This is a genomic window from Pseudomonas sp. VEM90 (assembly GCF_054611535.1).
Genome location: NZ_JBTRAR010000006.1, coordinates 23,267 through 48,418, shown reverse-complemented (window position 1 = coordinate 48,418; position 25,152 = coordinate 23,267). Strand labels below are relative to the sequence as shown.

26 protein-coding genes and 1 riboswitch are annotated in these 25,152 nt (G+C 61.9%); of the genes, 19 read left to right on the top strand and 7 right to left on the bottom strand.

What is annotated here, in order from left to right; all coding sequences use genetic code 11:
- Window position 1 precedes the first annotated feature (1 nt).
- The 3 genes from ACYCCG_RS08060 to ACYCCG_RS08050 all read left to right on the top strand — a co-directional run bounded on the left by ACYCCG_RS08060 (window position 2) and on the right by ACYCCG_RS08050 (window position 1,356).
- A complete protein-coding gene (locus tag ACYCCG_RS08060; RefSeq protein ID WP_176684976.1) occupies window positions 2–475 on the top strand; it encodes a WbuC family cupin fold metalloprotein in 474 nt (157 codons plus the stop codon).
- Window positions 476–526: 51 nt separating this feature from the next.
- A complete protein-coding gene (locus ACYCCG_RS08055; RefSeq protein ID WP_176684977.1) occupies window positions 527–997 on the top strand; it encodes a hypothetical protein in 471 nt (156 codons plus the stop codon).
- A gap of 68 nt (window positions 998–1,065) precedes the next feature.
- Window positions 1,066–1,356, top strand: a complete 291-nt coding sequence (locus ACYCCG_RS08050; protein ID WP_003247360.1) for a PA4642 family protein — start codon at window positions 1,066–1,068, stop codon at window positions 1,354–1,356.
- Between the two features lie 159 nt (window positions 1,357–1,515).
- On the opposite strand, the gene mqo is transcribed toward ACYCCG_RS08050, so the two are convergent.
- Window positions 1,516–3,024: a malate dehydrogenase (quinone) gene (gene mqo / locus ACYCCG_RS08045; protein ID WP_003247357.1), complete on the bottom strand. Its 1,509-nt coding sequence runs from the start codon at window positions 3,022–3,024 to the stop codon at window positions 1,516–1,518.
- 600 nt (window positions 3,025–3,624) lie between these two features.
- Window positions 3,625–3,858, bottom strand: coding sequence for a hypothetical protein (locus tag ACYCCG_RS08040; RefSeq protein WP_176684978.1), 234 nt, complete (start codon window positions 3,856–3,858; stop codon window positions 3,625–3,627).
- Window positions 3,859–4,003: 145 nt separating this feature from the next.
- Between ACYCCG_RS08040 and ACYCCG_RS08035 the strand changes: the two genes are divergently transcribed.
- Window positions 4,004–4,588 (top strand): YajG family lipoprotein, encoded by a 585-nt coding sequence (locus tag ACYCCG_RS08035; RefSeq protein ID WP_021783486.1) that lies wholly within the window; start codon window positions 4,004–4,006, stop codon window positions 4,586–4,588.
- A gap of 72 nt (window positions 4,589–4,660) precedes the next feature.
- On the opposite strand, the gene ACYCCG_RS08030 is transcribed toward ACYCCG_RS08035, so the two are convergent.
- Window positions 4,661–4,867 carry a hypothetical protein gene (locus tag ACYCCG_RS08030; protein ID WP_003247353.1) on the bottom strand — a complete coding sequence of 69 codons (207 nt, stop codon included), beginning with the start codon at window positions 4,865–4,867 and terminating at the stop codon, window positions 4,661–4,663.
- A gap of 160 nt (window positions 4,868–5,027) precedes the next feature.
- On the opposite strand from ACYCCG_RS08030, the gene ACYCCG_RS08025 reads away from it, so the two are divergent.
- A complete protein-coding gene (locus ACYCCG_RS08025; RefSeq protein WP_176684980.1) occupies window positions 5,028–5,288 on the top strand; it encodes a hypothetical protein in 261 nt (86 codons plus the stop codon).
- Window positions 5,289–5,323: 35 nt separating this feature from the next.
- Here ACYCCG_RS08025 and ACYCCG_RS08020 read toward each other — a convergent pair whose 3' ends face one another.
- Window positions 5,324–6,493: a 1-acyl-sn-glycerol-3-phosphate acyltransferase gene (locus ACYCCG_RS08020; protein ID WP_176684981.1), complete on the bottom strand. Its 1,170-nt coding sequence runs from the start codon at window positions 6,491–6,493 to the stop codon at window positions 5,324–5,326.
- Window positions 6,494–6,615: 122 nt separating this feature from the next.
- Here ACYCCG_RS08020 and ACYCCG_RS08015 point away from each other — a divergent pair, with 122 nt between their 5' ends.
- The 4 genes from ACYCCG_RS08015 to ACYCCG_RS08000 all read left to right on the top strand — a co-directional run bounded on the left by ACYCCG_RS08015 (window position 6,616) and on the right by ACYCCG_RS08000 (window position 8,856).
- Entirely contained in the window at window positions 6,616–6,801 is a 186-nt protein-coding gene (locus ACYCCG_RS08015) for a CPXCG motif-containing cysteine-rich protein (protein ID WP_010951999.1), read from the top strand.
- Entirely contained in the window at window positions 6,801–7,061 is a 261-nt protein-coding gene (locus ACYCCG_RS08010; protein WP_176684982.1) for a putative signal transducing protein, read from the top strand. The genes ACYCCG_RS08015 and ACYCCG_RS08010 overlap by 1 nt, the downstream gene beginning before the upstream one ends.
- A 15-nt stretch (window positions 7,062–7,076) precedes the next feature.
- The gene (locus ACYCCG_RS08005) at window positions 7,077–7,697 is read left to right on the top strand and encodes an SOS response-associated peptidase (protein ID WP_176684983.1); all 621 of its coding nucleotides are present in this window, start codon (window positions 7,077–7,079) and stop codon (window positions 7,695–7,697) included.
- Window positions 7,698–8,037: 340 nt separating this feature from the next.
- Window positions 8,038–8,856, top strand: coding sequence for a M48 family metallopeptidase (locus tag ACYCCG_RS08000; RefSeq protein ID WP_209968009.1), 819 nt, complete (start codon window positions 8,038–8,040; stop codon window positions 8,854–8,856).
- A gap of 43 nt (window positions 8,857–8,899) precedes the next feature.
- Here the strand turns inward: ACYCCG_RS08000 and ACYCCG_RS07995 are convergent, their stop codons facing one another.
- The 3 genes from ACYCCG_RS07995 to ACYCCG_RS07985 all read right to left on the bottom strand — a co-directional run bounded on the left by ACYCCG_RS07995 (window position 8,900) and on the right by ACYCCG_RS07985 (window position 11,771).
- Window positions 8,900–9,484, bottom strand: coding sequence for a TMEM165/GDT1 family protein (locus ACYCCG_RS07995; RefSeq protein ID WP_003247342.1), 585 nt, complete (start codon window positions 9,482–9,484; stop codon window positions 8,900–8,902).
- 87 nt (window positions 9,485–9,571) lie between these two features.
- A riboswitch (yybP-ykoY riboswitch) is annotated at window positions 9,572–9,712 on the bottom strand.
- Window positions 9,713–9,752: 40 nt separating this feature from the next.
- Complete coding sequence (locus ACYCCG_RS07990; RefSeq protein WP_176684985.1) at window positions 9,753–10,751, bottom strand: class I SAM-dependent methyltransferase; 999 nt, start codon at window positions 10,749–10,751, stop codon at window positions 9,753–9,755.
- Between the two features lie 54 nt (window positions 10,752–10,805).
- Window positions 10,806–11,771 carry a 2-hydroxyacid dehydrogenase gene (locus ACYCCG_RS07985; protein ID WP_459669988.1) on the bottom strand — a complete coding sequence of 322 codons (966 nt, stop codon included), beginning with the start codon at window positions 11,769–11,771 and terminating at the stop codon, window positions 10,806–10,808.
- A gap of 293 nt (window positions 11,772–12,064) precedes the next feature.
- Between ACYCCG_RS07985 and ACYCCG_RS07980 the strand changes: the two genes are divergently transcribed.
- From ACYCCG_RS07980 to ACYCCG_RS07935, 10 genes are all read left to right on the top strand, one after another.
- On the top strand, window positions 12,065–13,747 hold the full coding sequence (locus ACYCCG_RS07980) for a fatty acid--CoA ligase (protein ID WP_176684987.1): 1,683 nt from the start codon (window positions 12,065–12,067) through the stop codon (window positions 13,745–13,747).
- A 332-nt stretch (window positions 13,748–14,079) separates the two neighbouring features.
- Entirely contained in the window at window positions 14,080–15,966 is a 1,887-nt protein-coding gene (locus ACYCCG_RS07975; RefSeq protein WP_176684988.1) for a DUF1302 domain-containing protein, read from the top strand.
- A 25-nt stretch (window positions 15,967–15,991) separates the two neighbouring features.
- Window positions 15,992–17,356, top strand: coding sequence for a DUF1329 domain-containing protein (locus tag ACYCCG_RS07970; protein ID WP_176684989.1), 1,365 nt, complete (start codon window positions 15,992–15,994; stop codon window positions 17,354–17,356).
- A 330-nt stretch (window positions 17,357–17,686) separates the two neighbouring features.
- Window positions 17,687–20,404 (top strand): LuxR C-terminal-related transcriptional regulator, encoded by a 2,718-nt coding sequence (locus ACYCCG_RS07965; RefSeq protein ID WP_459669985.1) that lies wholly within the window; start codon window positions 17,687–17,689, stop codon window positions 20,402–20,404.
- Window positions 20,405–20,563: 159 nt separating this feature from the next.
- Window positions 20,564–22,171, top strand: a complete 1,608-nt coding sequence (locus tag ACYCCG_RS07960) for a tetratricopeptide repeat-containing response regulator (RefSeq protein WP_003247330.1) — start codon at window positions 20,564–20,566, stop codon at window positions 22,169–22,171.
- Window positions 22,168–22,860 (top strand): sensor histidine kinase, encoded by a 693-nt coding sequence (locus ACYCCG_RS07955; RefSeq protein ID WP_003247329.1) that lies wholly within the window; start codon window positions 22,168–22,170, stop codon window positions 22,858–22,860. The genes ACYCCG_RS07960 and ACYCCG_RS07955 overlap by 4 nt, the downstream gene beginning before the upstream one ends.
- A gap of 169 nt (window positions 22,861–23,029) precedes the next feature.
- On the top strand, window positions 23,030–23,308 hold the full coding sequence (locus ACYCCG_RS07950) for an AbrB/MazE/SpoVT family DNA-binding domain-containing protein (protein WP_392487488.1): 279 nt from the start codon (window positions 23,030–23,032) through the stop codon (window positions 23,306–23,308).
- Complete coding sequence (locus tag ACYCCG_RS07945) at window positions 23,305–23,652, top strand: type II toxin-antitoxin system ChpB family toxin (RefSeq protein WP_076402560.1); 348 nt, start codon at window positions 23,305–23,307, stop codon at window positions 23,650–23,652. Before ACYCCG_RS07950 ends, ACYCCG_RS07945 begins: the two co-directional genes overlap by 4 nt.
- Window positions 23,653–23,670: 18 nt before the next feature.
- Window positions 23,671–24,315 carry an MBL fold metallo-hydrolase gene (locus ACYCCG_RS07940; RefSeq protein WP_176684991.1) on the top strand — a complete coding sequence of 215 codons (645 nt, stop codon included), beginning with the start codon at window positions 23,671–23,673 and terminating at the stop codon, window positions 24,313–24,315.
- Window positions 24,316–24,424: 109 nt separating this feature from the next.
- Window positions 24,425–25,144, top strand: coding sequence for an OmpA family protein (locus tag ACYCCG_RS07935; protein ID WP_003247328.1), 720 nt, complete (start codon window positions 24,425–24,427; stop codon window positions 25,142–25,144).
- Window positions 25,145–25,152 lie beyond the last annotated feature (8 nt).

Genomic DNA, 25,152 nt, shown 5'->3' with positions numbered 1-25,152 from the left:
CGTGCGCCAGCCTGCGTTCATCGACCAATCGCTGTTCGCCGGGCTGGCCGAAAAGGCTGCTGGCAACCCGCGTGGGCGGCAGCACCATAACTTTCACGAAATGGAAGAGCCCTGCCACCGCATGGCGGTCGGGCTGCAACCGAGCACCTATATTCCGCCGCATCGCCATTTGAGCGCCGACAAGGCTGAAACCTTGATAGCGCTCAAGGGGCGCTTTGGCCTGTTGATTTTCGATGAACAAGGCGCGGTGACTGACAAGCGGGTGCTGCAGGCCGGGGGCGACTGTCTGGGTGTGGATCTGGCGCCTGGTACCTACCATGGTTTGGTGGTGCTGGAGCCGGACAGTATGCTGTTCGAGTGCAAGGCTGGGCCATACCGACCGGTGGGCGAGGGCGAACACGCACACTGGGCGCCGCGCGAGGGTGAAGCTGGTGTGGCCGATTACCAGGCCTGGATGCGCGCGCAGTTCGATTGATATCGGCTGTACCCGGCGTGCTAGAGTGCTCCTTCATACAAGGAGCCTCACATGCGTGCGATTCTTCCCCTCCTGCTGGCGGTCAGCCTGCCGCTCGCTGCCGCACCGCTGCACAGCCAGTTCCTGCCTCCTGATGACCAGTCCCTGCGCCAGGAAGCGCCGACCAGCCAGCAATTGCTGCAAGTGACTGACTATTCCGTGGTCGTAGGGGCTCAGCGCCAGTCCGATCAGCAGCCGATCCCGATCACATCGTCGTTGCAGGTGCGCCTGAAGGGCAAGCCGCTGAGCAAGGGGGCGACCATTGCCCAGGTGCTGCTGACGTTCGATGGTGAAGCGGCCAAAAGCCTGAAAAAGCCTGTGTATGACGCTAAAACCCGCACCTTGAGCCTTAATTACCCGATCAGCAACTACCGGGTGGTCATGGACCTGCTGCGTAACGAAACCTTGTACGTGCAGTTTCTGACTTACGGCAACGGCCACATCTGGGCCGACCTGCACACCGGGACGGTACGTACGCGTTGAGGCACGCAGCCTGCGGGGGGTAAACTGCCGGCCTTCGAAATTCCGTGATGGTCCAGTTGGAGTCGGCAATGCGTAAAGACAAGAAACAGGTAATCGGTGACGAAATCAGCGACGACTACATCAAGTCGTTCCTTCAGTTCGAGCCGGCCGATGGTGTGACTTCGCCGTCACTGCACAAGCTGGTCAAGGCCTACCGCGGCCTGCGTGTCGACGACTTCGAGCGCTTTGTAGGTTTCTTCGTCGAAGCTGGCCTGGACCTGGATGGCAAGGACGAGCACGGCAAAACCTTCGTCGAGCAGATTGCCGACCAGCGCAATGCACCTGAGTACATCGAGATCATCGATAAAGCCCGTGGCTGATTGGTAACCTGTGCCGGCCCTTGCGCGGGTAAACCCGCTCCTACAAAGGATATGCGGTCCTTGTAGGAGCGGGTTTACCCGCGAAAGGGCCGGCACAGGCTGACAAACGCCCAGGCACAAAAAAACGCCCCGAGGGGCGTTTTTGCGTTTCAGGCCGGCTTAGGCGTAGTGCTTGGCCGCCGGGCTGCTTTCTGCCAGGTCCAGGGCCGCGTCGTTATCGGCACTGATCTTGTGGTACAGCGCAGCATCGGTTGCCAGGGTCTTCTCGCGAGCCGGGAAGATTTCCTTGAGCTTGGCAGCCCAGGCACCCTTGGCCTGCTCGGGGAAGCAGCGCTCGATCAGTTCCAGCATGATCGACACGGTCACCGAGGCACCCGGCGATGCGCCGAGCAGTGCTGCCAGGCTGCCGTCCTGGGCCGAGACCAGCTCGGTACCGAACTGCAGTACGCCGCCTTTTTTCGGGTCTTTCTTGATGATCTGCACGCGCTGACCAGCCACTTCCAGGCGCCAGTCTTCGGCCTTGGCCTGCGGATAGAAACGACGCAGGGCTTCCAGACGCTGCTCCATCGACTGCATCACTTCGCTGACCAGGTACTTGGTCAGGTCCATGTTGTCGCGGGCCACAGCCAGCATCGGGCCGATGTTGCCCATGCGCACCGACAGCGGCAGGTCCATCAGCGAGCCGTGCTTGAGGAACTTGGTAGTGAAACCGGCATACGGGCCGAACAGCAGCGAAGTCTTGCCGTCCACGACGCGGGTGTCCAGGTGCGGCACCGACATCGGCGGGGCGCCGACAGCGGCCTGGCTGTAGACCTTGGCCTGGTGCTGCTTGACGATTTCCGGGTTGTCGCAACGCAGCCACTGGCCGCTGACAGGGAAGCCGCCGAAGCCTTTGCTTTCCGGGATGCCGGACAACTGCAGCAGCGGCAGGGCCGCGCCGCCGGCGCCGAGGAAGACGAAGCGGGCGTCGACTTCACGGCTGCCGCCGCTGTTGACGTCCTTGATGCTCACGGTCCAGCCGCTGCCGTTACGGCGCAGGCCGACAACCTTCTTGCTGTACTTGACTTGCGCGTCCGGCGAGTCGCCCAGCAGCTTGAGCAGCTTGTTGGTCAGTGCGCCGAAGTTCACGTCGGTGCCTTTGGCCACGCGGGTAGCAGCGATGTGCTGGTCGGCCGGGCGGCCAGGCATCATCAGCGGCATCCAGTCGTTCATCACGGCCTTGTCTTCGGTGTATTCCATCTCGGCGAAGGCGTGGTGTTGCTTGAGCAGCTCGAAGCGCTTCTTGAGGAAGGAAACACCCTTGTCACCCTCGACATAACTCAGGTGTGGGACAGGGTTGATGAAGGCACGCGCCGAGCCGAAGTTGCCCTTCTTGCTCAGGTAGGCCCAGAACTGGCGCGAAACCTCGAACTGGGTGTTGATGTGCACGGCCTTCTTGATGTCGATGCTGCCATCGGCGGCCTGCGGCGTGTAGTTCAGCTCGCACAGGCCGGCGTGGCCGGTGCCTGCGTTGTTCCAGGGGTTGGAGCTTTCCGCGGCCCCGGAGTCCATCGCCTCGACGACCTCAAGCTTCAGGGTCGGGTCAAGCTCCTTGAGCAGTACGGCCAGGGTGGCACTCATGATGCCCGCGCCTACCAGTACCACATCAACCGATTCGTTCTGCGCCATTTAACGCGTCTCCACAATCTACAGCTACCTAATTGACAGCATAGGACCTGGGGTTGCCAGGGTCGCCATGTCCGACTTTTCGCAGTTCTTGCAACTTCCGCGGACACCGCCAATCAGTCTTCGGGTTCGTGTATTGAACGCCGTTTGCCACAGGTGCGGCAATTCGACTTATGGTCAAGGTGTCGTGCGTGCGTTATGGAACGGTTCAGACACTCATACGGGATGAGCGCATCTGCCGCCTGTTCAGGGCTGTTCGGGACACATCTGCCGCTTTTGCACATGCCAGACTGTTCATTTGCTCGCCACACTCTTGTGAAGTTGTGAAAACCGTTTTTTCACGCTCTTTTGGAGACGTGAACCTCAAAAGGGGACTGCGCGATGGCAACCCGCAGGTTCATGCAGTGTGAAGGGCCGGAAAAACAGGCACGACAGCCGATGCAAGACCTGAGTGGAAGGCTCTCTGTGGGCGAAGCGGTGAAGTTGCCGGGGTCAATCGGCGAGTGCGGGGCCCGATCAGGAGACGTCCTTATAATCGGGGGGAGATTATAGCGATGTCGCGGGCAGAAATGTCGCCATTCGTGGTTTTTATTGCAGCGTTTGTCAGGCAGCGAGGAGGCGCTGGTGCCAACGGCGGTTTGCGCGGGCGCAAACCCGGGCTTCGATGGGCAGCTCGCGGCCCAGCCAGGCCAGCTGAATTTCGCGGATCTGCACCCAGTCGAGGCCGCTTGGTGCCTGGCTGCATTGCTTGAACGCCAGGCATTTGCCATCAGCGTCAAGGCGGGCATAAGCGTTGTGGCGCGGCCGTTGGAAGAGCTGAGTCCAGAGCGAGGTCATGGCGGCGAGTCCTTTGCGTTAGGGCTTGGCGCAAGGATAAGGGGGTGGCCATGAAACGATTGTGACAAGCGGGCCGGGCCGATGACTGGTCTGTGCCTGGCTAGGTATACTGTGGGCCTTTGCCGCATTTTCTGGAGAAACGCGCATGTTGCAACGTCTGTTGTTCGGTTTGATCGCCGTGGCCAGCCTTAGCCTTGTCGGTTGTGCCCACAGCCCGCAACAACTCAACCCGCAACCCACGCTCAAGGCCCAACTGGCCCCGGTTGGCCATGGCCAGCCGGTGGTGGTCCGGGTAGTCGATGGCCGGCCTTCGCAGTCTCTGGGTACTCGCGGTGGCATGTACCCCGAGACCAGCACCATCAGCGTCAGCGGTAATGACGTGGTACCCAAGCTGCAGGCCCAGGCTGAAGCCGCTGTGCGCCTGCTCGGCTTCACCCCGACCCCGAACGCCGGCAATGCACCGCAGCTGACCGTGACCTTGGCCGAGCTGAAGTACCAGTCGCCGAAAGACAACCTTTACGTGACCGAGGCCACCATCGGCGCCACTTTCCGTGCTGATGTGACCAATGGCGGCCGCCGTTACAGCGGCCGTTATGGCGCTTCGCTGGACCAGCGTTTCGGCATGGCGCCGAATCAGGACACCAATAACCAGCTGGTGGGGGATGTGCTGAGCGATGCCCTGACCCGCCTGTTCAAGGACCCGAGCATCGGGCAGGTGCTGGGTCAGTAAGCTTCAGGTTATGCCAGAAACCCGCTGCCTGAGTGACAGGCAGCGGGTTTTTGCTGTCTGGCCAGCACAGATTCACGCAGCTTCTATGTGGAAATCCAGCAAGCTGAACCCTGTGCCTGCATCCACTTCGGGCAAGTCCTCATGTACATGCCCGCCAAGCGCGCAGTAGACCAGCCACTGGCGGTCCTGCACATTGATCGCAAAACCATCGATCAGCGCCTGTTGCTCATCACTCTGGGCAACGAGGTAAAGGCGGTCCTGGTTTTCGGCGTGCAACATGAAAAAGCTCCGGGTCATCAAAAGGCCGACAGGGTCGCCTGTATTGATGACGAGCGGATGACAGATGAAATTTAATGACAGTTTGTCGCCAAGACCGGGCGCCAAGGTGCGACTTGGGTAGAATGCTGGCCTTTGCCATTGCTCACATCGAGGTTGCGTGATGTCCTTGCAAGTGCTCTGGGGGTTCCTGGCCGCCCATCCCACCAAGCTGATCAACCTGCTGGCGCTGCTGCTGACCTGCCCGGGCGGTTTGCTGCTGCACAGCGCGCGACGGCGCGAGGCCGAAACCCGCGAGTACATGGCGGCAGACGAGGGGGTAGTGAACGCTTTCGACCTTCGTGTGCCGAAATACTTCTACATTCTTGGCTTTTCGTGCCTGGCGATGGCACTGCTGCTTTCCTGGTTCAGTACCTGGATCTGAGAAGCATCGGGGCTGCAACGCAGCCCCAAACCTGATCAGGCTACAGGTGCCTGCTGCCTGACCTGATACTGGTTGCGCACTGGCGTCGCATACTGCAACACCAGGTACGGCCGCTGCTCTTGCGGGCAGGCATCCAGACGCCGTTGCCATTCTTCCTTGGCCTTGGCCAGTTCATCCGCGGGGAACACCTTCTCGGCGCTTGGCACCTGCAGGGCTTCGTCCTTGCCCTCCCACATCGCATACGCCAGGTAATGCACCGGAAACAGTCGGTAGCCCCCCAGGATCTGCCGGTCGATCTCCGCCGCCAGCTGCTTGGTGTCTTCGTGGTACTCGGTTACCGGCGGCGCAAAGTTGATGTGCACGCGGCCCTTGTAGCCGGTGATGCCTTTGGCGATGCTGTTGTCATCTTCGCCGGGCGCCTTCTGGTAGGTGCCGGTGGTGGCGCGGATGTACAGCTCGCGGGCCTTGGCCTGGTCGCACGGGTCGTATTCGTAGCTGATCGATACCGGGGTCAGGTTCAGGCTCTGGATCACTGCACCGAACGGTTCGTCCTTGCGGCTCATGTGGAACATCTTGAGAATCGCCGAGTCGGTACGGTCGTCACCGTCCTTGGCCCGACCTTCGGCCTGGGCGATCCAGATCGAGGTGGCATCGTTGCGGATCGAGTGGTTGATGTAGGCCGACAGCAGTTGGTAAGCAGCCAGTTTTTCGCGCCGCCCGCTGATCGAACGGTGCACGATGAAGCTCTTGTTCAGGCGCATCATGTCGCTGACAAAGGGCTTCTGCAGCAGGTTGTCGCCAATGGCGATACGCGGCGTGGGCAGGCCGGCGTGGTACACCGCGTAGTTGACGAAGGCCGGGTCCATGACGATGTCACGGTGGTTGGCCAGGAACAGGTAGGCGGTGCCGGCCTTTAGCTGTTCCACACCCGAGTAGGTGACGCCGTCGGTGGCGCGATCGATGGTCTGGTCGACGTAGTACTCGACTTTGTCCTGCAAGGTCGAGACACAGGTAACGCCGGCGAATTCCTTGCGCAGGCGGCGTGCGATCAAGGGCTTGAGCAACCAGCCGAGAGCACCGGCCGCACGCGGAAAGCGGAAGTGGGTGAGGATATCGAGGAATGCCGGGTCGCTGAGCAGGCGTGCCAGAACGGCAGGGACCTCAGCGTCGTCATACGGTCGGATGGCATCGAATTCGCCCATCATGCTCTCTTGTTGGAAACGGCTAGGGTAATAAGGTAGGGACGGGCTCCGAAAAACGGCTCGGACGCACACAGACCCTGTAAACAGACCGGCAATTATACGCATAAGTCACTGCGGAGGCCGCGATGCTGGAAACCGACTTCTATGATTGCCCTTATTGTGGCGAACGTGTGGAAACTACCGTCGATCTGTCTGCTGGTGATCAGGTTTATACCGAGGATTGCCAGGTGTGCTGCCAGCCTGTGGTGTGCATTCTGCAGGTGCACGGTGACGAATGGATGCTCGAAGTCCGACGCGAGGACGATACCTGATGCAGCGCATCTACGAACCGGAAGGCCTGCTCGAAGCGGAAATGCTGGCAGGCATGCTTGCCAGCGAGGGGATCGAGGTACATGTGGTCGGCCGTGACCTGGTCGGTGCCGCCGGCGAGCTGCCCTTGCAGGGACTGCTGGGGCTCGTCGTGTCTGATGAGCAGGCCGAATGCGCACGACAGCTGATCGATGCGTACAATGACGCCCAGCCACTGGTTGGCGACGAACCGGAGAATGTCCCCGGTACCTTGATCTGCTAGGTTCTGAATTCGCCCATGTGTGGACGTTATGCCCTGTTTCGCTGGCCCCAGGCCCTTGCCAGTCTGCCAGGTTTTCCCGTCGGCCAGCCGGCCCAATGGAATATATCGCCTGGGGCGTCGGTGCTGATCCAGCGTCAGCTTGACGGCCAGCAGCAACTGGCCAAGGCGCGCTGGGGGTTGACCCCGGCCTGGCTCACCGACCTGTCCCGTACCCCTGCCCATGCCCGCGCCGAAACGCTGGCCGAACAGCCGATGTTTCGCGATGCATTTCGCCAGCGCCGCTGCCTGATGCCGGCCAACGGCTTTTACGAATGGCGTGGCAGCGTGCGCAAACGCCCGTACTGGTTGACCCCGGGGGAGGGCGCGGCGCTCTACTTTGCGGCGGTGTGGGAGGCCTATCCGGTGCAGGATCAGGTTTGGCTGAGTTGCGCGGTGGTGACCCAGGCCGCCATGAACCAGCGTCGGCCGCTCATCCTCGACGAAGCGGGGCAGGCGGCCTGGCTTGACCCGGACACGCCGGTAACCCGCTTGCACGAGCTGCTGGCCAGCCCGCCGGCGACGTTGCGTGAGCGGGCCTTGGCCAATTTCGTCAATGACCCGAAGCTGGATGCGCCGGAGTGCCTGACCCCGGCTTGATGGGTTGTCTGCGCCGGCCCTTTCGCGGGCAAGCCCGCTCCTACAACGGTCGTGTTCCCCTGTACGGGCGGGCTTGCCCGCGAAGGGAGCGGTACAGGCGACGAAAATCTTCCCAGCGGCCAAGGCGGCCATTTTCGGCAATGAGCCGAAGCGGGATTGATGGGGTGCCTGCGCCGGCCCTTTCGCGGGCAAGCCCGCTCCTACCAACGGTCGTGTTACCCGTGTAGGAGCGGGCTTGCCCGCGAAGAGGCCGTTACAGCGACGAAAATCTTCCCTGCGGCTATGGCAGCCACTGGCGACTCGGCCTAGGATACGGCGCATGTAAAAAGGGAGTGTTTTCATGCGTAAGTCTTTTGTCGTCAGCCTGCTGAGCGCTGGCATTCTGCTGGCCGGCTGCCAGGCGGTGAATACCACCAGCGGTGGTGCTGTTGGCGTCGAGCGCCAGCAATACATGTTCAGCATGCTCTCGACCGATGAGGTCAACAAGATGTACGCCCAGTCGTATCAGCAGACCCTGGGTGAAGCATCGAGCAAGGGTGTGCTCGACAAGTCCAGTGCCGATGCCAGGCGTGTGCAGGCAATTGCCAGCCGCCTGATCGCCCAGGCGCCCAAATTCCGCCCGGATGCCGCGCAGTGGGACTGGCAAGTCAACGTGATCAAGAGTGACGAACTGAACGCCAACTGCGGTCCGGGCGGCAAGATCATCGTCTACACCGGGCTGATCGATCAGCTCAAGCTCACCGATGCGGAAATTGCCGCAGTGGTGGGGCACGAGATTGCCCACGCCTTGCGCGAGCACAGCCGCGAGGCCATGTCCAAGGCATACGGTGTGGAAATGGCCCGCCAGGGTGCCGGTGCCATCTTTGGCCTCGGCCAGGGCAGCATGGCCATGGCCGACACGGTGGTGAACTACGCCATGACCTTGCCCAACAGCCGGGCCAACGAGAACGAGGCCGACCTGATTGGCCTGGAGCTGTCGGCCCGTGCAGGCTACGACCCGAATGCCGCGATCACCTTGTGGAACAAGATGAGCAAGGCTTCCGAAGGTGCACCGCCTGAGTTCATGAGTACTCACCCGGCGTCCGAGAGCCGCATTGCTTCGCTGCAGGCGGCGATTCCGAAGGTGATGCCGCTGTATCAGGCTGCAGCCAAGCCGTGAATGCCTGAATCCTGGGGCTGCATGGCAGCCCCAGCTTTTCCCTTTACCCAATCCAGCCACTGGCCTTCATCGCCGAATAGACGGCCACGATCGCCAGCACGAAGAACGCCGTTGCCGCCAGGCGACGAATCAGCGTCAACGGCAGTTTGTCAGCCGCGAAGTTACCCGCCAGTACCACCGGCACGTTGGCAATCAGCATGCCCAGGGTAGTGCCGATAATGACCATGATCAGGTGCGGGTACTGTGCAGCCAGCATCACGGTGGCGACCTGGGTCTTGTCACCGATTTCGGCCAGGAAGAACGCAATCAGCGTCGTCAGGAACGGCCCGAAACGGCGAGCCGGGTTCTCGTCGTCATCCATCTTGTCCGGTACCAGCGTCCACAGTGCGGTGGCGGTAAAGCTCGCAGCCAGGATCCAGTGCAGGGCCGAATCGCTGAAGAAGCTGCCGACCCACGCCCCCACGGCACCGGCTGCGGCATGGTTGGCCAGGGTGGCGGCGATGATGCCGGCGATGATCGGCCAGGGTTTGCGGAAGCGGGCAGCGAGAATGAGTGCGAGTAGTTGCGTCTTGTCACCGATCTCGGCCAGGGCAACGATAGCGGTGGGGACCAGCAGTGATTCCAGCATCAGGATTCCTACGGGGGCGGGTCGACACGGCTATGACACGTACAGCCTCCCCGCCCCGGGTAAGGTGTGCGTGTCATAGGTCTTGTCAAACCCTCGATCCGTCTATGCGGATCTCGCCATGCAGGCGTGCATGGTGGGTCGCACGCGCCATGGTCTGTGGACCAAGTATGTTGACGCGTACCGGGCGAGCTGGGTGCTCGCGGGAGACTACTCCCCTAGGACGGTGCGGATTCTGCCTAGGCAAAACGTTTTCGGCAAGCGCTGTTTTTTATCCGCGAGTTGCCTGGTAGATGCGGAAACCATCGGCCTCGTCACGTACCTGGCAGTTGCCCAATGCCCCTTCGATGAGTGGCTGGTAGCGCAGGAAACTGTTGGCGACCAAGCGCATTTCGCCACCTTTTCGCAGATGAATGGCGGATTTTTTCAGCAAGTTTTCCGAAGCCTGGTAGTTGGTATGTACGCCGGTGTGGAACGGTGGGTTGCTCAGGATAAGGCTCAGTTCAGTAGGGGCTGCGTCGATGCCATCGCCGCTGATCACTTCGCCTTCCAGGCCGTTGGCCGCCAGCGTCAGGCGGCTGGCGGCCACGGCGAAGGCATCCACGTCCAGCAAGGTCACCCGGCTTTGTGGGTAACGGCGTTTGAGCGTGGCACCCAGTACCCCGGCACCGCAGCCAAAGTCCAGCATGTGGCCACCGGGCAGGCCGTCAAGATGCTTCAGGAGCAGGGCGGTACCTCGGTCGAGTCGGCCATGGCTGAATACCCCAGGCAGGCTGACCACCTGCAGCGGGCCGTCTTCCAGGGCCAGCTCGAAGCGCTCGGCCAGGCTTTCCAGCGGTTTTGCCTGCGGCGCCTGGTCGATGGTCACTTGCCACAGCTGGCAGTGCCGGGCGCTGTCGAGTTTGCGTGGCTTGCCAAAGGCCTGCAGCTGCTTGGCCGCGCCCTCGATGCCACCGCGCTTCTCGCCGACCAGGTACAGCTCGCGGCCAGCCAGTCGCGACGCCAGGGCGTTGAGCAGGTAGGCGGCCAGCTCGCGGGATTTGGGCAGGAACAGCACGGCGCTGTCGAATGCTGCTTCAGGGGCCTCGACGCCGTAATGGCTGCGGCCTGCGAAGCGGCTTTCGAGCATGGCCTGATCACCGGCATGCCAGGTCCAGGCCTGGGCCTGAGGCAACTGGCCGAGCAGGTCGTCGGCGGGGGCGCCGGCGACCAGCAGCGGCCCCTGAAACAGCTCAGCCTGACGGAGCAACACTTCACTGCGCGGGTCCATGGACGACGTCTCCTGGAAAAAAGTGGCGCAGTGTAGCAGAGGCGGGCGCCAGGCTCAGCTGACCACACGGCGTGGCTGCCCGGCGAAGAAAGCCTGGGCGTTCTCGCTGAGCTGGCCGACGATGCGCTGGCGCGACTCCACGGCACCCCAGGCGCTGTGCGGGGTGATGATCAGGCGCGGGATGCCGGGCTCCAGCAGCGGGTTGCCGTTGACCGGCGGCTCCACGCTCAGCACGTCGGTGGCCGCGCCGCCCAGGTGACCACCGCGCAGGGCATCGGCCAACGCCTGTTCGTCGATCAGGCCACCACGGGCGGTGTTGACCACCAGCGCGTTGGGCTTGAGCAGGGCCAGTTCGCGGGCACCGAGCATATGCCGGGTGTGCTCGTTCAGCGGGCAGTGCAGGGTCAGGGCGTCGACTTGCGGCAGCAACTCGTCCAGCGACAACCGGTCGGCGCGCTCCGGTCGGCCAGGGATCTGCCCGCTCAGTACCCGCATACCGAAGGCTTCGGCCAGCCTCGCCACTGCGCCGCCCAGTTCGCCGTGGCCGAGCAGGCCGAGGGTTTTGCCCTCCAGTTCGACGATAGGAAAGTCCAGCAGGCAGAACTGGCTGGCCTTGGCCCACTGGCCATCGGCCACCGCCTGGTTGTAGTCGCACAGCCGGGTGGCCAGGGCCAACAGCAGGGCCAGGGTATGCTGGGCGACAGACGGCGTGCCGTAGCCCTGGCAGTTGCACACCGTGATGCCCTGGGCGCGGGCGGCAGCCAGGTCGACATTGTTGGTGCCGGTGGCGGCCACCAGGATCAGCTTCAGTTGCGGGTTGGCGGCCAGGGTTGCGGCGTCGAGCATGACCTTGTTGCTAACCACTGCCATGGCGCCCTGCAGGCGTTCCGCAACCTGTTCCGGGCGGGTGGCGGCGAACAGTTCGAACGCGTCGAACTGCTGCTTCAGGGGCGAAAGGTCGAGGTCGCCAAGGTCCAGGGACTGGTGATCGAGAAACACGGCGCGACGCGGGCTGGACATGAAGATCTCCGGTGGCAGGGAGGGATAAGGGCGTTGTGGCCATTCGCGGGCACGCCCGCGCCCACAAGGTCACCACAACCCTTGCAGGAGCGGGCTTACCCGCGAAGAGGCCCTCAGCTTCGGCGCAAACCTGAAGCCGCCGCCGCAGTGTCTAGCTCAACCTTGCCGCCAGTCAACGCCCGCCACTCATACCTCTGCCACGCAAATCATTCCTTCGGCTGATTTGGCCGTCACATTGGCGAACTACAGTAAACCCAGACTTGTCCGGCCCGCTTTTCAGAAAAGGGATCCCCATGTTGCAGACACGCATCATCAAGCCCGCCGAGGGCGCCTATGCCTATCCATTGCTGATCAAGCGCCTGTTGATGTCCGGCAGCCGCTATGAAAAGACCCGCGAAATCGTCTACCGCGATCAGTTGCGGCTGACATATCCACAGCTCAACGAGCGCATTGCTCGCCTGGCCAATGTGCTGACCGAGGCTGGGGTGAAGGCCGGTGACACCGTGGCGGTGATGGACTGGGACAGCCATCGCTACCTGGAATGCATGTTCGCCATTCCGATGATCGGCGCTGTGGTGCACACCATCAACGTGCGCCTGTCGCCCGAGCAGATCCTCTACACCATGAACCATGCCGAAGACCGCGTGGTGCTGGTCAACAGCGACTTCGTCGGCCTGTACCAGGCCATCGCCGGGCAGCTGACCACTGTCGACAAGACCTTGCTGCTGACCGATGGCCCGGACAAGACTGCCGAACTGCCCGACCTGGTCGGCGAGTATGAGCAACTGCTGGCTGCTGCCAGCCCGCGCTACGACTTCCCGGACTTCGACGAGAACTCGGTGGCCACTACCTTCTACACCACTGGCACCACCGGCAACCCGAAGGGCGTGTACTTCACCCACCGCCAGTTGGTACTGCACACACTGGCCGAGGCCTCGGTCACCGGCAGTATCGATAGCGTGCGCCTGCTGGGCAGCAACGATGTGTACATGCCCATCACCCCGATGTTCCACGTGCATGCCTGGGGCATCCCCTACGCTGCCACCATGCTCGGCATGAAGCAGGTGTACCCGGGGCGCTACGAGCCGGACATGCTGGTCAAGCTTTGGCATGAAGAGAAGGTCACCTTCTCCCACTGCGTACCGACCATCCTGCAGATGCTGCTCAACTGCCCGAACGCCCAGGGGCAGAACTTCGGCGGCTGGAAGATCATCATCGGCGGCAGCTCGCTCAACCGTTCGCTGTACCAGGCCGCCCTGGCGCGCGGCATCCAGCTGACCGCCGCGTATGGCATGTCGGAAACCTGCCCGCTGATCTCCGCCGCACACCTGAACGATGAACTGCAGGCCGGCAGCGAGGATGAGCGCGTCACCTACCGTATCAAGGCCGGTGTGCCGGTGCCGTTGGTCGAAGCGGCCATCGTCGACGGTGAAGGCAACTTCCTGCCCGCCGATGGTGAAACCCAGGGCGAGCTGGTACTGCGAGCGCCTTGGCTGACCATGGGCTACTTCAAGGAGCCGGAGAAGAGCGAGGAGCTGTGGCAGGGCGGCTGGCTGCACACCGGTGACGTCGCCACCCTAGACGGTATGGGTTACATCGACATCCGCGACCGCATCAAGGATGTGATCAAGACCGGTGGCGAGTGGGTTTCCTCGCTCGACCTGGAAGACCTGATCAGCCGCCACCCGGCCGTGCGCGAAGTGGCGGTGGTGGGGGTGGCCGACCCGCAGTGGGGTGAGCGCCCGTTTGCCCTGCTGGTGGTACGTGACGGCCACGAGATTGACGCCAAGGCGCTGAAGGAACACCTCAAGCCGTTCGTGGAACAAGGTCATATCAACAAGTGGGCGATTCCAAGCCAGATCGCCGTTGTTACTGAAATTCCCAAGACCAGTGTCGGCAAGCTCGACAAGAAACGCATCCGCCAGGACATCGTCCAGTGGCAGGCCAGCAACAGCACGTTTCTTTCCACGTTGTAATCGTTGTGCGGGTCGCGTACGTAAGAGCGCGACCCGCATGTTAGAGAGCCCGCCGTCTTGCCAAACGACAGAAATGCGCCATCCTTGAGCAGTGCCAGCCCGCAACCGAGACAAAACTGCAGCGTGATGGTGGCATGGAGCGCAAATCACACTTTAGAGGGATCAAGCGCCTGTGCCTGCTGGCTATAGTCGGGGCCAGGGGATTTTCAGGAATGGGGGAGGGCGACATGCGCAAGCTGTGTCGCCGGCAGGTGAAAGCCTGTCATCCGGTCGCTCGGGCCGTTCTTGAAAGGACTCACTGCCATAACAAAAAAGTACATGGAGTAGCGTCGATGAAATCTGCAAACCTGTTCTGGCGCCGGGCCAAGCTGCCCTTGGCCGTCAGCCTTGCTTCCACGCTCGCAAGTCCTGCTTTCGCTGTCAGTTTCAACATTGGTGAAATCGAAGGCCAGTTCGACTCGTCGCTCTCCATCGGCGCCAGCTGGTCGACAGCCAACCCCAACAAGAACCTGATAGGGGTGAACAACGGCGGCAAGGGCCTGTCACAGACATCCGACGATGGCCACCTGAACTTCAAGAAGGGCGAAACCTTCTCCAAGATCTTCAAAGGCATTCATGACCTGGAGCTCAAGTACGGCGACACCGGTGTGTTCGTCCGCGGCAAGTACTGGTACGACTTCGAACTGAAGGACGAAAACCGCGAGTTCAAGGACATCAGCGACTCCAACCGCAAGGAAGGCGCCAAGTCGTCCGGCGCCGAGCTGCTCGACGCCTTTGTCTACCACAACTACGCCATCGGCGATCAGCCTGGCTCGGTGCGTTTCGGCAAGCAGGTGGTGAGCTGGGGCGAAAGTACCTTCATCGGCGGCGGCATCAACGCGATCAACCCCATCGACGTGTCGGCGTTCCGCCGTCCCGGGGCCGAGATCAAGGAAGGCCTGATTCCCGTCAACATGTTCTACATCTCGCAGAGCCTGACCGACAACCTGTCGGCCGAGGCCTTTTACCAGCTCGAGTGGGACCAGACGGTCGTCGACAACTGCGGCACCTTCTTCTCCCAGCCGGACATCATTGCCGACGGCTGTACCGACAACTTGCGTGTGCTCAATAGCAGCCGCACGGTGCCGGGCGCTGCGCAGCAGTTCCTCGCCACGCAGGGCGTGAACATCAACGAAGAGGGTGTGATGGTGCGCCGTGGTGCCGACCGCGATGCGCGTGACAGCGGCCAGTTCGGTGTGGCCTTGCGCTATATGTTCGAGCCGTTGGACACCGAGTTCGGCGCCTACTTCATGAATTACCACAGCCGTGCTCCGATCTTCAGTGCCACAGGGGCCCCGCCGTCCGTGTTCGCCGGGCTGAGCGCCCTGCCTGCACAGTTGCGCGCATTGGCACCTTTGATCGTGGCAGGTAATTCCGAGTACTTTGTGGAATACCCCGAGGATATCCGCCTTTATGGCTTGAGCTTCTCCACCACGTTACCCACTGGCACCGCCTGGAGCGGCGAAGTCAGCTACCGCCCCAATGCGCCAGTGCAGCTCAATACCACGGATATCCTGTTCGCCGGTGTCCGTCCAATTGGCGGCGCGTTGAGCAACGCATCGCTGCTGACCGGTACGCCAGGGCAGGACCTTCACGGGTATCGCCGCAAGGAGATCACTCAGTTCCAGACCACCCTGACCCACTTCTTCGACCAGGTGATGGGTGCCAGCCGGATGACTGTCGTCGGTGAAGTGGGTGTTACCCATGTCGGCGGCCTGGAGAATGCCCACGATACCCGCTACGGTCGCGACCCGGTGTTCGGCCCAGGTCCGTTGCCATCCACCGGTGGCGCCGATACCTGCCAGGCGCTCAATGGCAGCACCATCGCCGGCGCCGGTGCGGGGGCGTCCACCGCCAACCTGAACCGCAAATGCGAGAACGACGGCTACACCACCAGCACTTCCTGGGGTTACCGCGCCCGTGTCATCTGGGACTACAACGACGTTTTCGCAGGTATCAACCTGAAGCCGAGCGTGGCCTGGTCGCATGACGTGTCCGGTTACTCGCCGGGCCCTGGCGCCAACTTCGAGGAAGGCCGCAAGGCTGTCAGCCTGGGCCTGGATGCCGAGTATCAGCAAACCTACACGGCGAGCCTCTCGTACACCAACTTCTTCGATGGCAAGTACAGCACCGTGGATGACCGCGACTTCGTCGCCCTCAGCTTCGGCGTGAACTTCTAAGCATACAGATCCAGGACGACACGACATGAACAAGACCAGAAGTCTGCTGCAAGCCGGTGTACTGGGCCTGTCCCTGCTGGCGACCAGCGTCATGGCTGCGGTATCCGCCGACGAGGCGGCCAAGCTGGGCAGCACCCTGACCCCGATGGGTGCCGAGAAGGCCGGCAACGCCGACGGCTCCATCGGCCCTTGGGAGCCGCTGTCGAAGACGGCAGGCAGCGTCGACGGCAAGGGCTTCCTGTCCGACCCGTACGGCAGCGAAAAGCCGCTGTTCACCATCACTGCGCAGAATGCCGACCAGTACAAGGACAAGCTCTCGCCCGGCCAGTTGGCCATGTTCAAGCGCTACCCGAACACCTACAAGATCCCGGTGTTCAAGACCCATCGCGGCGCAACCGTCCCTGCCGATGTGTTCGCGGCCATCAAGGAAAACGCCACCAAAACCACCCTGGTGGAAGGCGGCAACGGCCTGAGCAACTTCCGCACGGCAGTGCCGTTCCCTATCCCGAAAAGCGGCCTGGAGGTGATCTGGAACCACATCACCCGCTACCGCGGCGGCAGTGTCAGCCGCCTGGTGACCCAGGCCACGCCGCAGCAGAGCGGCTCGTTCAACCCCGTGTACTTCTCCGACCAGTTCGTCTTCCGCGACAAGATGAAGGACTACGACCCGAACAACCCAGGCAACATCCTGTTCTACTTCAAGCAGGAAGTTACTGCGCCTGCGCGCCTGGCCGGGACTGTGCTGCTGGTGCACGAAACCCTTGACCAGGTGAAGGAGCCGCGCAAGGCGTGGATCTACAACGCAGGCCAACGCCGTGTGCGCATGGCACCGCAAGTGTCGTATGACGGCCCGGGCACCGCCGCCGACGGCCTGCGTACGTCGGACAACCTGGACATGTTCAACGGTGCACCCGATCGTTATGACTGGAAACTGGAAGGCAAGAAGGAGCTGTACATCGCATCGAACGCCTTCAAACTGGATGATCCGAAGCTCAAGTACGCCGACATCATCAAGGCCGGGCACATCAACCAGGACTTGGCCCGTTACGAGCTGCGCCGCGTCTGGCACGTAGTTGCAACCCTCAAGCCGGGCCAGCGGCACATCTACGCCAAGCGTGACTTCTATATCGATGAGGACACCTGGCAGGCTGCAGTGATCGACCAGTACGACGGCCGTGGCCAACTGTGGCGTGTGTCCGAGGCTCACGCCCAGCCTTATTACAATGTGGAAGTACCTTGGTACACCCTGGAAGCCATTTACGACCTGCAGTCCGGTCGTTACCTGGCCCTGGGCATGAAGAACGAAGAGAAACGCGCCTACGACTTCGGCTTCAGTGCCAGCAAGGCCGACTTCCAGCCAGCGGCGCTGCGTCAGTCGGGTATTCGCTAAGCTGAGATCACTGAACGCCGTGTGATCCCCAGAACGCCCCGGCTCGCCGGGGCGTTTCTATTTCCTGAAGCGGCCTCTTCGCGGGTGAACCCGCTCCTACAGGTTCCGCCCTGTAGGCGCGGGTTTACCCGCGAAGAGGCCGGACAAGGCAATAAACCTCCTGAATACCTCCCCAAACCCCCCGTCCCAGCCCCTGTCCATCAGTCATGTTGCTTTTTGTCGCAGTCTTTTCCACGCCAATTGCGCCCATTATCTTCAAATGCGCAGCGTTAACGGCTAGTCTCGCAAACATCCATACCGCCGTTGTCTTCCAACCAGAATGAGCCGGCCATGACAGATCTGTCCCGTACCCATGGATTCGCAAGTCAGGCCCTTGGCCTGCGGGACGGGCGTTTCTTCCGGCCGCCGCTGCCGGACGGCCATGTACCGCGCCTGCGTTTGTGCCAGCGGCTGGAGGCCGGCTTGGGCGGGCGGCTGCTGCTGGTCAATGCGCCGGCGGGTTTCGGCAAAAGCTCCCTGGCCATCGAGTTTTGCGAAACGCTGCCCGAGCACTGGCGCAGCCTGTGGCTGGGCCTGAGCCAGCGGGATGCCGACCCCGGCCGCTTCCTTGAGCGCTTGCTTGAAGGCCTGCAGCAATACTGTCCGGCACTGGGCGGCCAGGCCATGGGCCTGCTGAAAATGCGCCAGCGCCATCAGCCGTTTGCCTTTGAAGAGTGGCTCGACGGCCTGCTCGACGAGCTGGCGCTGTACCTGCAAGCTGATACGCCGCTGCTGCTGGTGCTGGACGACTATCACCTGGCCCAGGGGCCGGTGCTCGACCGTTGCCTGCAGTTCTTCCTCAATCACCTGCCCCCCGGCCTGGTGTTGCTGGTGACCAGCCGCCAACGGCCAGACTGGCACCTGGCGCGCCTGCGCCTGTCCCGGCAGTTGGTCGAGCTTAACGAACAGGACCTGCGCCTCACCGCGGATGAGGCACTGGCAGTGATCGGTCGCCAGCCTACCGGCCTGCGCGGCCAGGCGCTGGACAACCTGATCCAGCGCAGCGACGGCTGGGTGGCCGGGTTGCGTTTCTGGCAGCTGGCTGCCAGCGACAGCGCTGACGAGCAAGCCTTGCCCCAGGCGCTGCATGGTGGCGAGGGCCTGATCCGCGACTACCTGCTTGAAGAAGTCATCGACAGGCTACCCGCAGACGTGCAGGCTTTCTTGTACGAAACCGCCTGCCAGGAGCGTTTCTGCGCTCCGCTTTGCGATGCGATGCGTGGCTGCCAAGACAGTGCCGCCGTCCTGAGCTTCCTGCAGGCGCATCAGGTGTTCCTTGTGCCGCTGGACGAGCATGGGCACTGGTTCCGCTATCACCATTTGTTCTCCGACCTGCTGCGCAGTCGTCAGGCCAGCGAATCGCAGGTCGCTCTGCATTTGCGGGCCTGCCGCTGGTTTGAAGCCCAAGACCTGCTGGACGAGGCGGTGGAGCAGGCTTTGCGTGCAGGCCACCTCGATGTTGCCGCCGACCTCGTGCAGAGCCTGTCCGAGGAGCAATTGCTGGCCGAGCAGAACGTCGGCATGTTGCTGCGCTGGAAGATGGACCTGCCCGACAGTCTGTTGATCAGTACGCCGCGGCTTATCGTGCTGTACAGCTGGGCGTTGGGCCTGGCTTGCCAGCTGGATGCTGCCGAAGAACTGGCCGGCTACCTCAGTCGCTTTCTGCCCGCGCCTTCGGCGACTGCGCAGAAGTCGATGCTGGCCCAATGGTTGGCACTCAGTGGGGTCATTGCCCGCGGCCGTGGCGACCGCGAGCGCACCTTGGCCTATTGCGGCGAAGCACTACAGAGCCTGCCGAGCAAGCGATATGGCCAACGCCTGGTGTGCTTGTCGACCCTGTCCAACCTGGCCATTGCCGATGGTGACTTCTGGCGTGCCCGGGGCTGGAACCGTGAAGCCCTGGAGCTGGCCCAACGGGTTGGCAACCCCTTGTTCGAGGCGCTGGCTCATTACGACCGGGCGCGGGTGCTGCATGCCCGTGGCGAGGTGCTGCGCGCACTGGACGAAGTGCGACAAGGGTTGCAACGTCTGCAAGGGCTTTCGGCGCAGCGGCTGTATGCCGTGCGTGCGCGGCTGACGCTTTACGAAGGTTACCTGCTGGTCTCGCGCCTGCAGCCGGCTCAGGGCCGGGCGCGTTTGCGCGCGGGGCTGGGCGAGGCGCGAGCGTGCCGGGACATCAGTGTGCTCATCGGCCATTGCGTGATTGCCACGCTCGATGGCCGGGAGGGTCACTTTGCCGAGGCCTTTGCCGAACTGGCCGAGGCCGAACGCTTGATGCATATCTGGGATGTGCCCCCGGTCTACTACCTGGCCATGATTACCCTGGTCAAATGCGAACTGTGGCTGGCCCAGGGGCGGATCGACCTCGCGGAGTCCTGGCTGCAGCGCCTGGGTCAGACCTATGGCGGCGAGCAGCCGGCGATGCCACCGGAATTCCATCCGCTGCTGCCGTTGCACATTGCGCTGCAGCAGGCATTGCTCGATCGCATCCAGTTGCGTAGTGACGATGCCGTGCAACGCCTGGCCTGCCTGGTAGAGCGCGGCCGGGCCAGTGGCGGCATGATGCTCGCCGTCAGCGCTCTGTGCCAATGGCTTTCGCTGTTGCTGGACGAAGGCAAGGAAGGGCAGGCCGCGCATTTGTTGCCCGGCTTGCTGGAGGCGGCTCACGGCGGCGTGATACAGCCGATGCAGCCACTTCTGGAAAAGCACCCGCAATGGCTTCATGAACAACTGCAGGCAGGTGCCACTTGCCCGGTTCAGGCTGAACTGCTCAAGCAGCTGCCGCCAGTGCCAATCGCCAGTACGGGCAATGGCGAAGCGCTGAGTGGTCGCGAGTTGGCCGTGCTCGAACTGATTGCCCAGGGCTGTTCCAATCAGCAGATCAGCGAGCGGCTGTTCATTTCCCTGCACACGGTGAAGACCCACGCCAGCCACATCAACAGCAAGTTGGGCGTGGAGCGGCGCACCCAGGCGGTGGCCAAGGCCAAATCCCTGGGGTTGCTGGCGTGATACTGGCCCTGTAGGTCATTGCTCGTTAAAGTGATGGCCTGACGCCATGGTTCGTGGCCGGCAATGCTCTACCCTCATCTTTCCCGACCAGCTGCCGATACAGCTATCGGTGGCATCGCCTCGCGCGATTTTTCAATCATTCCAAGGCAGGTCGTGTTGATGCTGCAGTACGGGCAAAAGAGCTTTCTGATCGTCGACGACTTTACCGACTTTCGTACGTCGACCCGTTCCATGCTGCGCGAGTTGGGCGTGCGCGACGTGGACACCGCTGACAGCGGCGAGCAGGCGCTGCGCATGTGCGCGCAGAAGCGCTATGACTTCATCCTGCAGGACTTCCACCTGGGCGATGGCAAGAAGAACGGGCAACAGGTGCTTGAAGACCTGATCATCGACAAGCACATCAGCCATGAGTGCGTGTTCATCATGGTCACCGCCGAGAGCAGTCAGGCGATTGTTCTCAGCGCCATCGAGCACGAGCCCGATGCCTACCTGACCAAACCGTTCAACCGGGTTGGCCTGGCCCAGCGCGTCGAGAAACTGTTCCAGCGCAAGACGCTGCTAAAACCGATCCTGCAGGCGCTGGACCGCAACCGTCCGGCCGAAGTACTGGCGGCCTGCGCCGAGCTGTGCAAGAAGGATCCGCGCCTGGCGCCATTGTGCTTGCGCTACCGGGCCGATGCCCTGCGCAACCTCAACCGTTTCGAGGAACTGGAAAAATTCCTCAAGGCCATCCTGGCCAGCCGCCCGCAGCCGTGGGTGTACGCTGCATTGGGCGCACTGATGCACAAGCGTGGTCAGAATGCCCAGGCCCAGGGTGTATACGAGCAGGCGCTCAAGGCGTTCCCGATCATGCCAGGCCTTTACGATGGCATGGCCGAGGTGCTGGTGGCTCAGGGCGATACCCGGCGCGCGCAGAATTTGCTTGAAGAAGCCGTACGCTTGTCGCCATTGTCGGTGCGTCGGCAGTCGACGCTGGGCAAGCTGGCGCTGGAGAACGAAGACTTCGAGAGCGCATCGAAAGCGTTCCGTCATGCGGTGAACCAGGGGCAGAGTTCGCGTTACAAGGATGCCGAAAACAACCTTGGCCTGGTGCAGGCGTTGATGAGCAAGAATGCAGGCTTCGGCCTGGACGCCCGTACCCGGGTCGAGATCAACACCACGCTCAGTGAAGTGGCCAAGGAGAACCCTGAGGACCAAGGCCTGCAGGTGCGTGCGCGGATGATGAAGGCTGCCAGCCTGCAGCAGGCCGGCGACCCGGAAACGGCCGGCAAGCTGACAGAACAGGCGATTCAGCGCCTGGACAAGATGAACCAGTTCTTCTCGGTCGATTCGGCCCTTACTGTCGCTGCGCAACTGCAGGCGATGGGGCAGGAAGCCGCCGCCATCGGCGTGCTGAAGAACTGTGTGGAAAGTTATGGCGATGACCCCAAGGTCATGGAGAAAGTGGGCAAGCTGACGGATGACCCCAGCGTGCTCAACGCCATTACCGAAGCGGTCACCCTCAATCGTCAGGGTGTGCGCAGTTACCAGGGAGGGCAGCTTGGCGAGGCATTGCAGCTGTTCCGAAAGGCATTGGGTTTACAGCCGAAGAACATCAGCATCGCCCTCAACACCGCCCAGGCGCTGCTGCGCATTGGCGGTGACAACCCTCAGCCTGCGATCATGCAGGAGTGCCGCGATGCCTTGACCAGCGTGGCCGGTATCCCTGCCAGCGATAATCGCTATGACCGTTACCGCAAACTGCACATCCGAGTGTTCGGCGCATGAATCAAGACAATCAGGGGCTGGATTTTTCCACGGTGATCGCCTCCACCGTGCACGACCTCAAAAGTTCGTTGTCGGCGCTGATCCAGTCCCACAGCCAGTGGGTTGAGCGCTTGCCAGAGGAACTGCGTGGCGGTGCCGAACAGGGGATCATGGAGCATGAATTTCGTCACCTCAACGGCATGCTCGTGCAGTTGCTGGGCTTGTACAAACTGGGTGTGAACCAGTTGCCGGTATGCCCGGACTACCATGAGCTGGATGATTTCATCGAAGCCCAGCTGGCGGCGCACGAGGAAGTGCTCAAGCACAACGACATTCTCGCCACCTGGCGTATCGACACCGATAACCCGCTGGGTTTCTTCGACCGCGAACTGGTGGCCTCGGTGATCTCCAACGTCATCACCAACGCCACCCGCTTTGCCGGGCACGCCTTGCTGATCACCATCGAAGAGGCCGATAACCAGTTGGCCATTTGCGTCAACGATGACGGCCCGGGTTATCCAAAGCACATGCTCGAGCGCCAGGAGGAGTATATCCAGGGCATCGACTCGACCAGCGGCAGTACCGGCCTTGGGCTGTATTTTGCGGCGCGGATCGCCGCGTTGCATGAAAGCGGCGGGGTGCGCGGGCGGATCGAGATCTCCAACGGCGGGGCGCTTGGGGGTGGGTTGTTCAGGTTGTTTTTGCCTTGAGGTCCGGCTGAATCTACGTTTGAAATTTTTGCAGTTGGAGAGTGGCTTCCCAAAGTGATGTAGGGCATTTCCTTCTTGAGATTGCAGGGCTTTTGTCCGGTCAGGGCAGATGACAGTGTAGATACGACGTTTCTACATTTCGCTTGCAATCATTTGGAGGGTTTCTACTATGTATCTACCTTGGGAGATACTCATGCAGATCAAGATTCAACAGTGGGGTAACAGCGCCGCGATCCGCCTGCCCGCCGCAGTACTCAAGCAGATGCGTCTCGGTGTCGGCTCCACCCTGAGCCTTGACACAACGGGTGAGACGATGGTGCTCAAACCCGTCAGGTCGAAACCCAAGTACACGCTTGAGGAACTGATGGCCCAATGTGACCTGAGTGCACCGGAGCCAGAGGACATGGCCGACTGGAATACCATGCGTCCAGTGGGACGTGAAGTGTGAAACGGTTGAAATTCGCCAGGGGTGATATTGTTCGCGTCAACCTGGACCCAACAGTCGGCCGGGAACAGCAGGGCTCCGGCCGACCTGCACTGGTACTTACTCCGGCTGCGTTCAATGCTTCAGGCCTGGCTGTAATCATCCCGATCACTCAAGGTGGGGATTTCGCGAGGCATGCGGGTTTCGCTGTCACGCTCAGCGGTGCGGGCACGCAGACTCAGGGGGTGATGCTTTGCAACCAGGTGCGCACAGTCGACCTTGAAGCACGATTTGCCAAGCGCATAGAGTCGGTGCCTGAAGTTGTCATCCTGGACGCACTGGCGCGTGTGCAAACCCTATTCGATTAACCGGTTCCCGTATTCACAATGCATATCCCATCGTCAGCTCTCATCCGCGAAACCTTCCCCGTCGGCCCCTTGCAGTGCAACTGCACGCTGATCGGTGACCCTCTGACCAAGAAAGCCATAGTCGTCGACCCGGGTGGTGATGTGGACAAGATCCTTGCTCGCCTGCAGGTCCACGGCCTGACGCTGGTGAGCATCATCCACACCCATGCGCACTTCGACCACTTTCTCGCGTCAGGCAAGCTCAAGGAACTGACGGGGGCCACGTTGCACCTGCACAAGGACGACCAGGTGCTGTGGGACAACCTCGAGATGCAGTGCCAGACGTTCGGTGTACCTTACACCCCGGTACCGGCACCGGACCGCTGGTTGGGCGATGACGAAGAACTCGCCTGCGGCTGCGGTGTGGCGCTGCATACGCCTGGCCATACCCCGGGCTCGATGAGCTTCTGGTTTGCCGATGCCAAATTGTTGATTGCCGGTGACACCCTGTTCCGTCGGGGTATTGGCCGCACTGATTTGTGGGGGGGCGACCAGCGGGCAATCGTGCGCTCCATCAAGGAGCGGCTGTACCGGCTGGACGAAGAGGCCATCGTGGTGACCGGCCACGGGCCCGACACCCGTCTGGGCGACGAGATGCGCGAAAACCCGTTCGTGCGTGCCTGATGGCACATGAAGGCACTTTCATGGAATTTTTCGTTGCCGATGCAATCCAAGGCTGGCATAGATCCCTTCGAGATCTGCCGCATTTATGAATTTCAGTAGGAGCTTGTCCATGTTCACCATGCGTCGTCTGATTATCGTCGCAACCGCCGCAGCACTGATGACCGGCTGCGCCGGCCAGAATCCTTACGACAACCAGGGTCAGGCGCAGGGCTCCACAGGGATGAGCAAGACCGCCAAGTACGGCGGCCTGGGGGCGCTGGCCGGTGCCATCGCCGGTGCTGCGATCGACCACAACAACCGTGGCAAGGGTGCACTGATCGGTGCTGCCGCAGTGGGTGCTGCTGCAGCCGGTTATGGCTACTACGCCGACAAGCAGGAAGCCGAGCTGCGCGCGCAGATGGCCAACACGGGTGTGGAAGTGCAGCGTCAGGGTGACCAGATCAAGCTGATCATGCCGGGCAACATCACCTTCGCCACCGACTCGGCCAACATCGCCCCAAGCTTCTACTCGCCGCTGAACAACCTGGCTGGCTCGTTCAAGCAGTTCAACCAGAACACCATCGAAGTGGTCGGCTTCACCGACAGCACGGGCAGCCGCCAGCACAACATGGACCTGTCCCAGCGCCGTGCGCAGGCGGTCAGCACCTACCTGACTTCGCAGGGTGTGGATGCTTCGCGTATCTCTGTTCGTGGCATGGGCCCGGACCAGCCGATCGCCAGCAACGCTGACGCCAATGGTCGTGCGCAGAACCGCCGTGTGGAAGTGAACCTGAAGCCGATTCCGGGTCAGCAGTATGAGCAGCAAGGTCAGGTTCAGCAGTATCCCTGATCGACCTT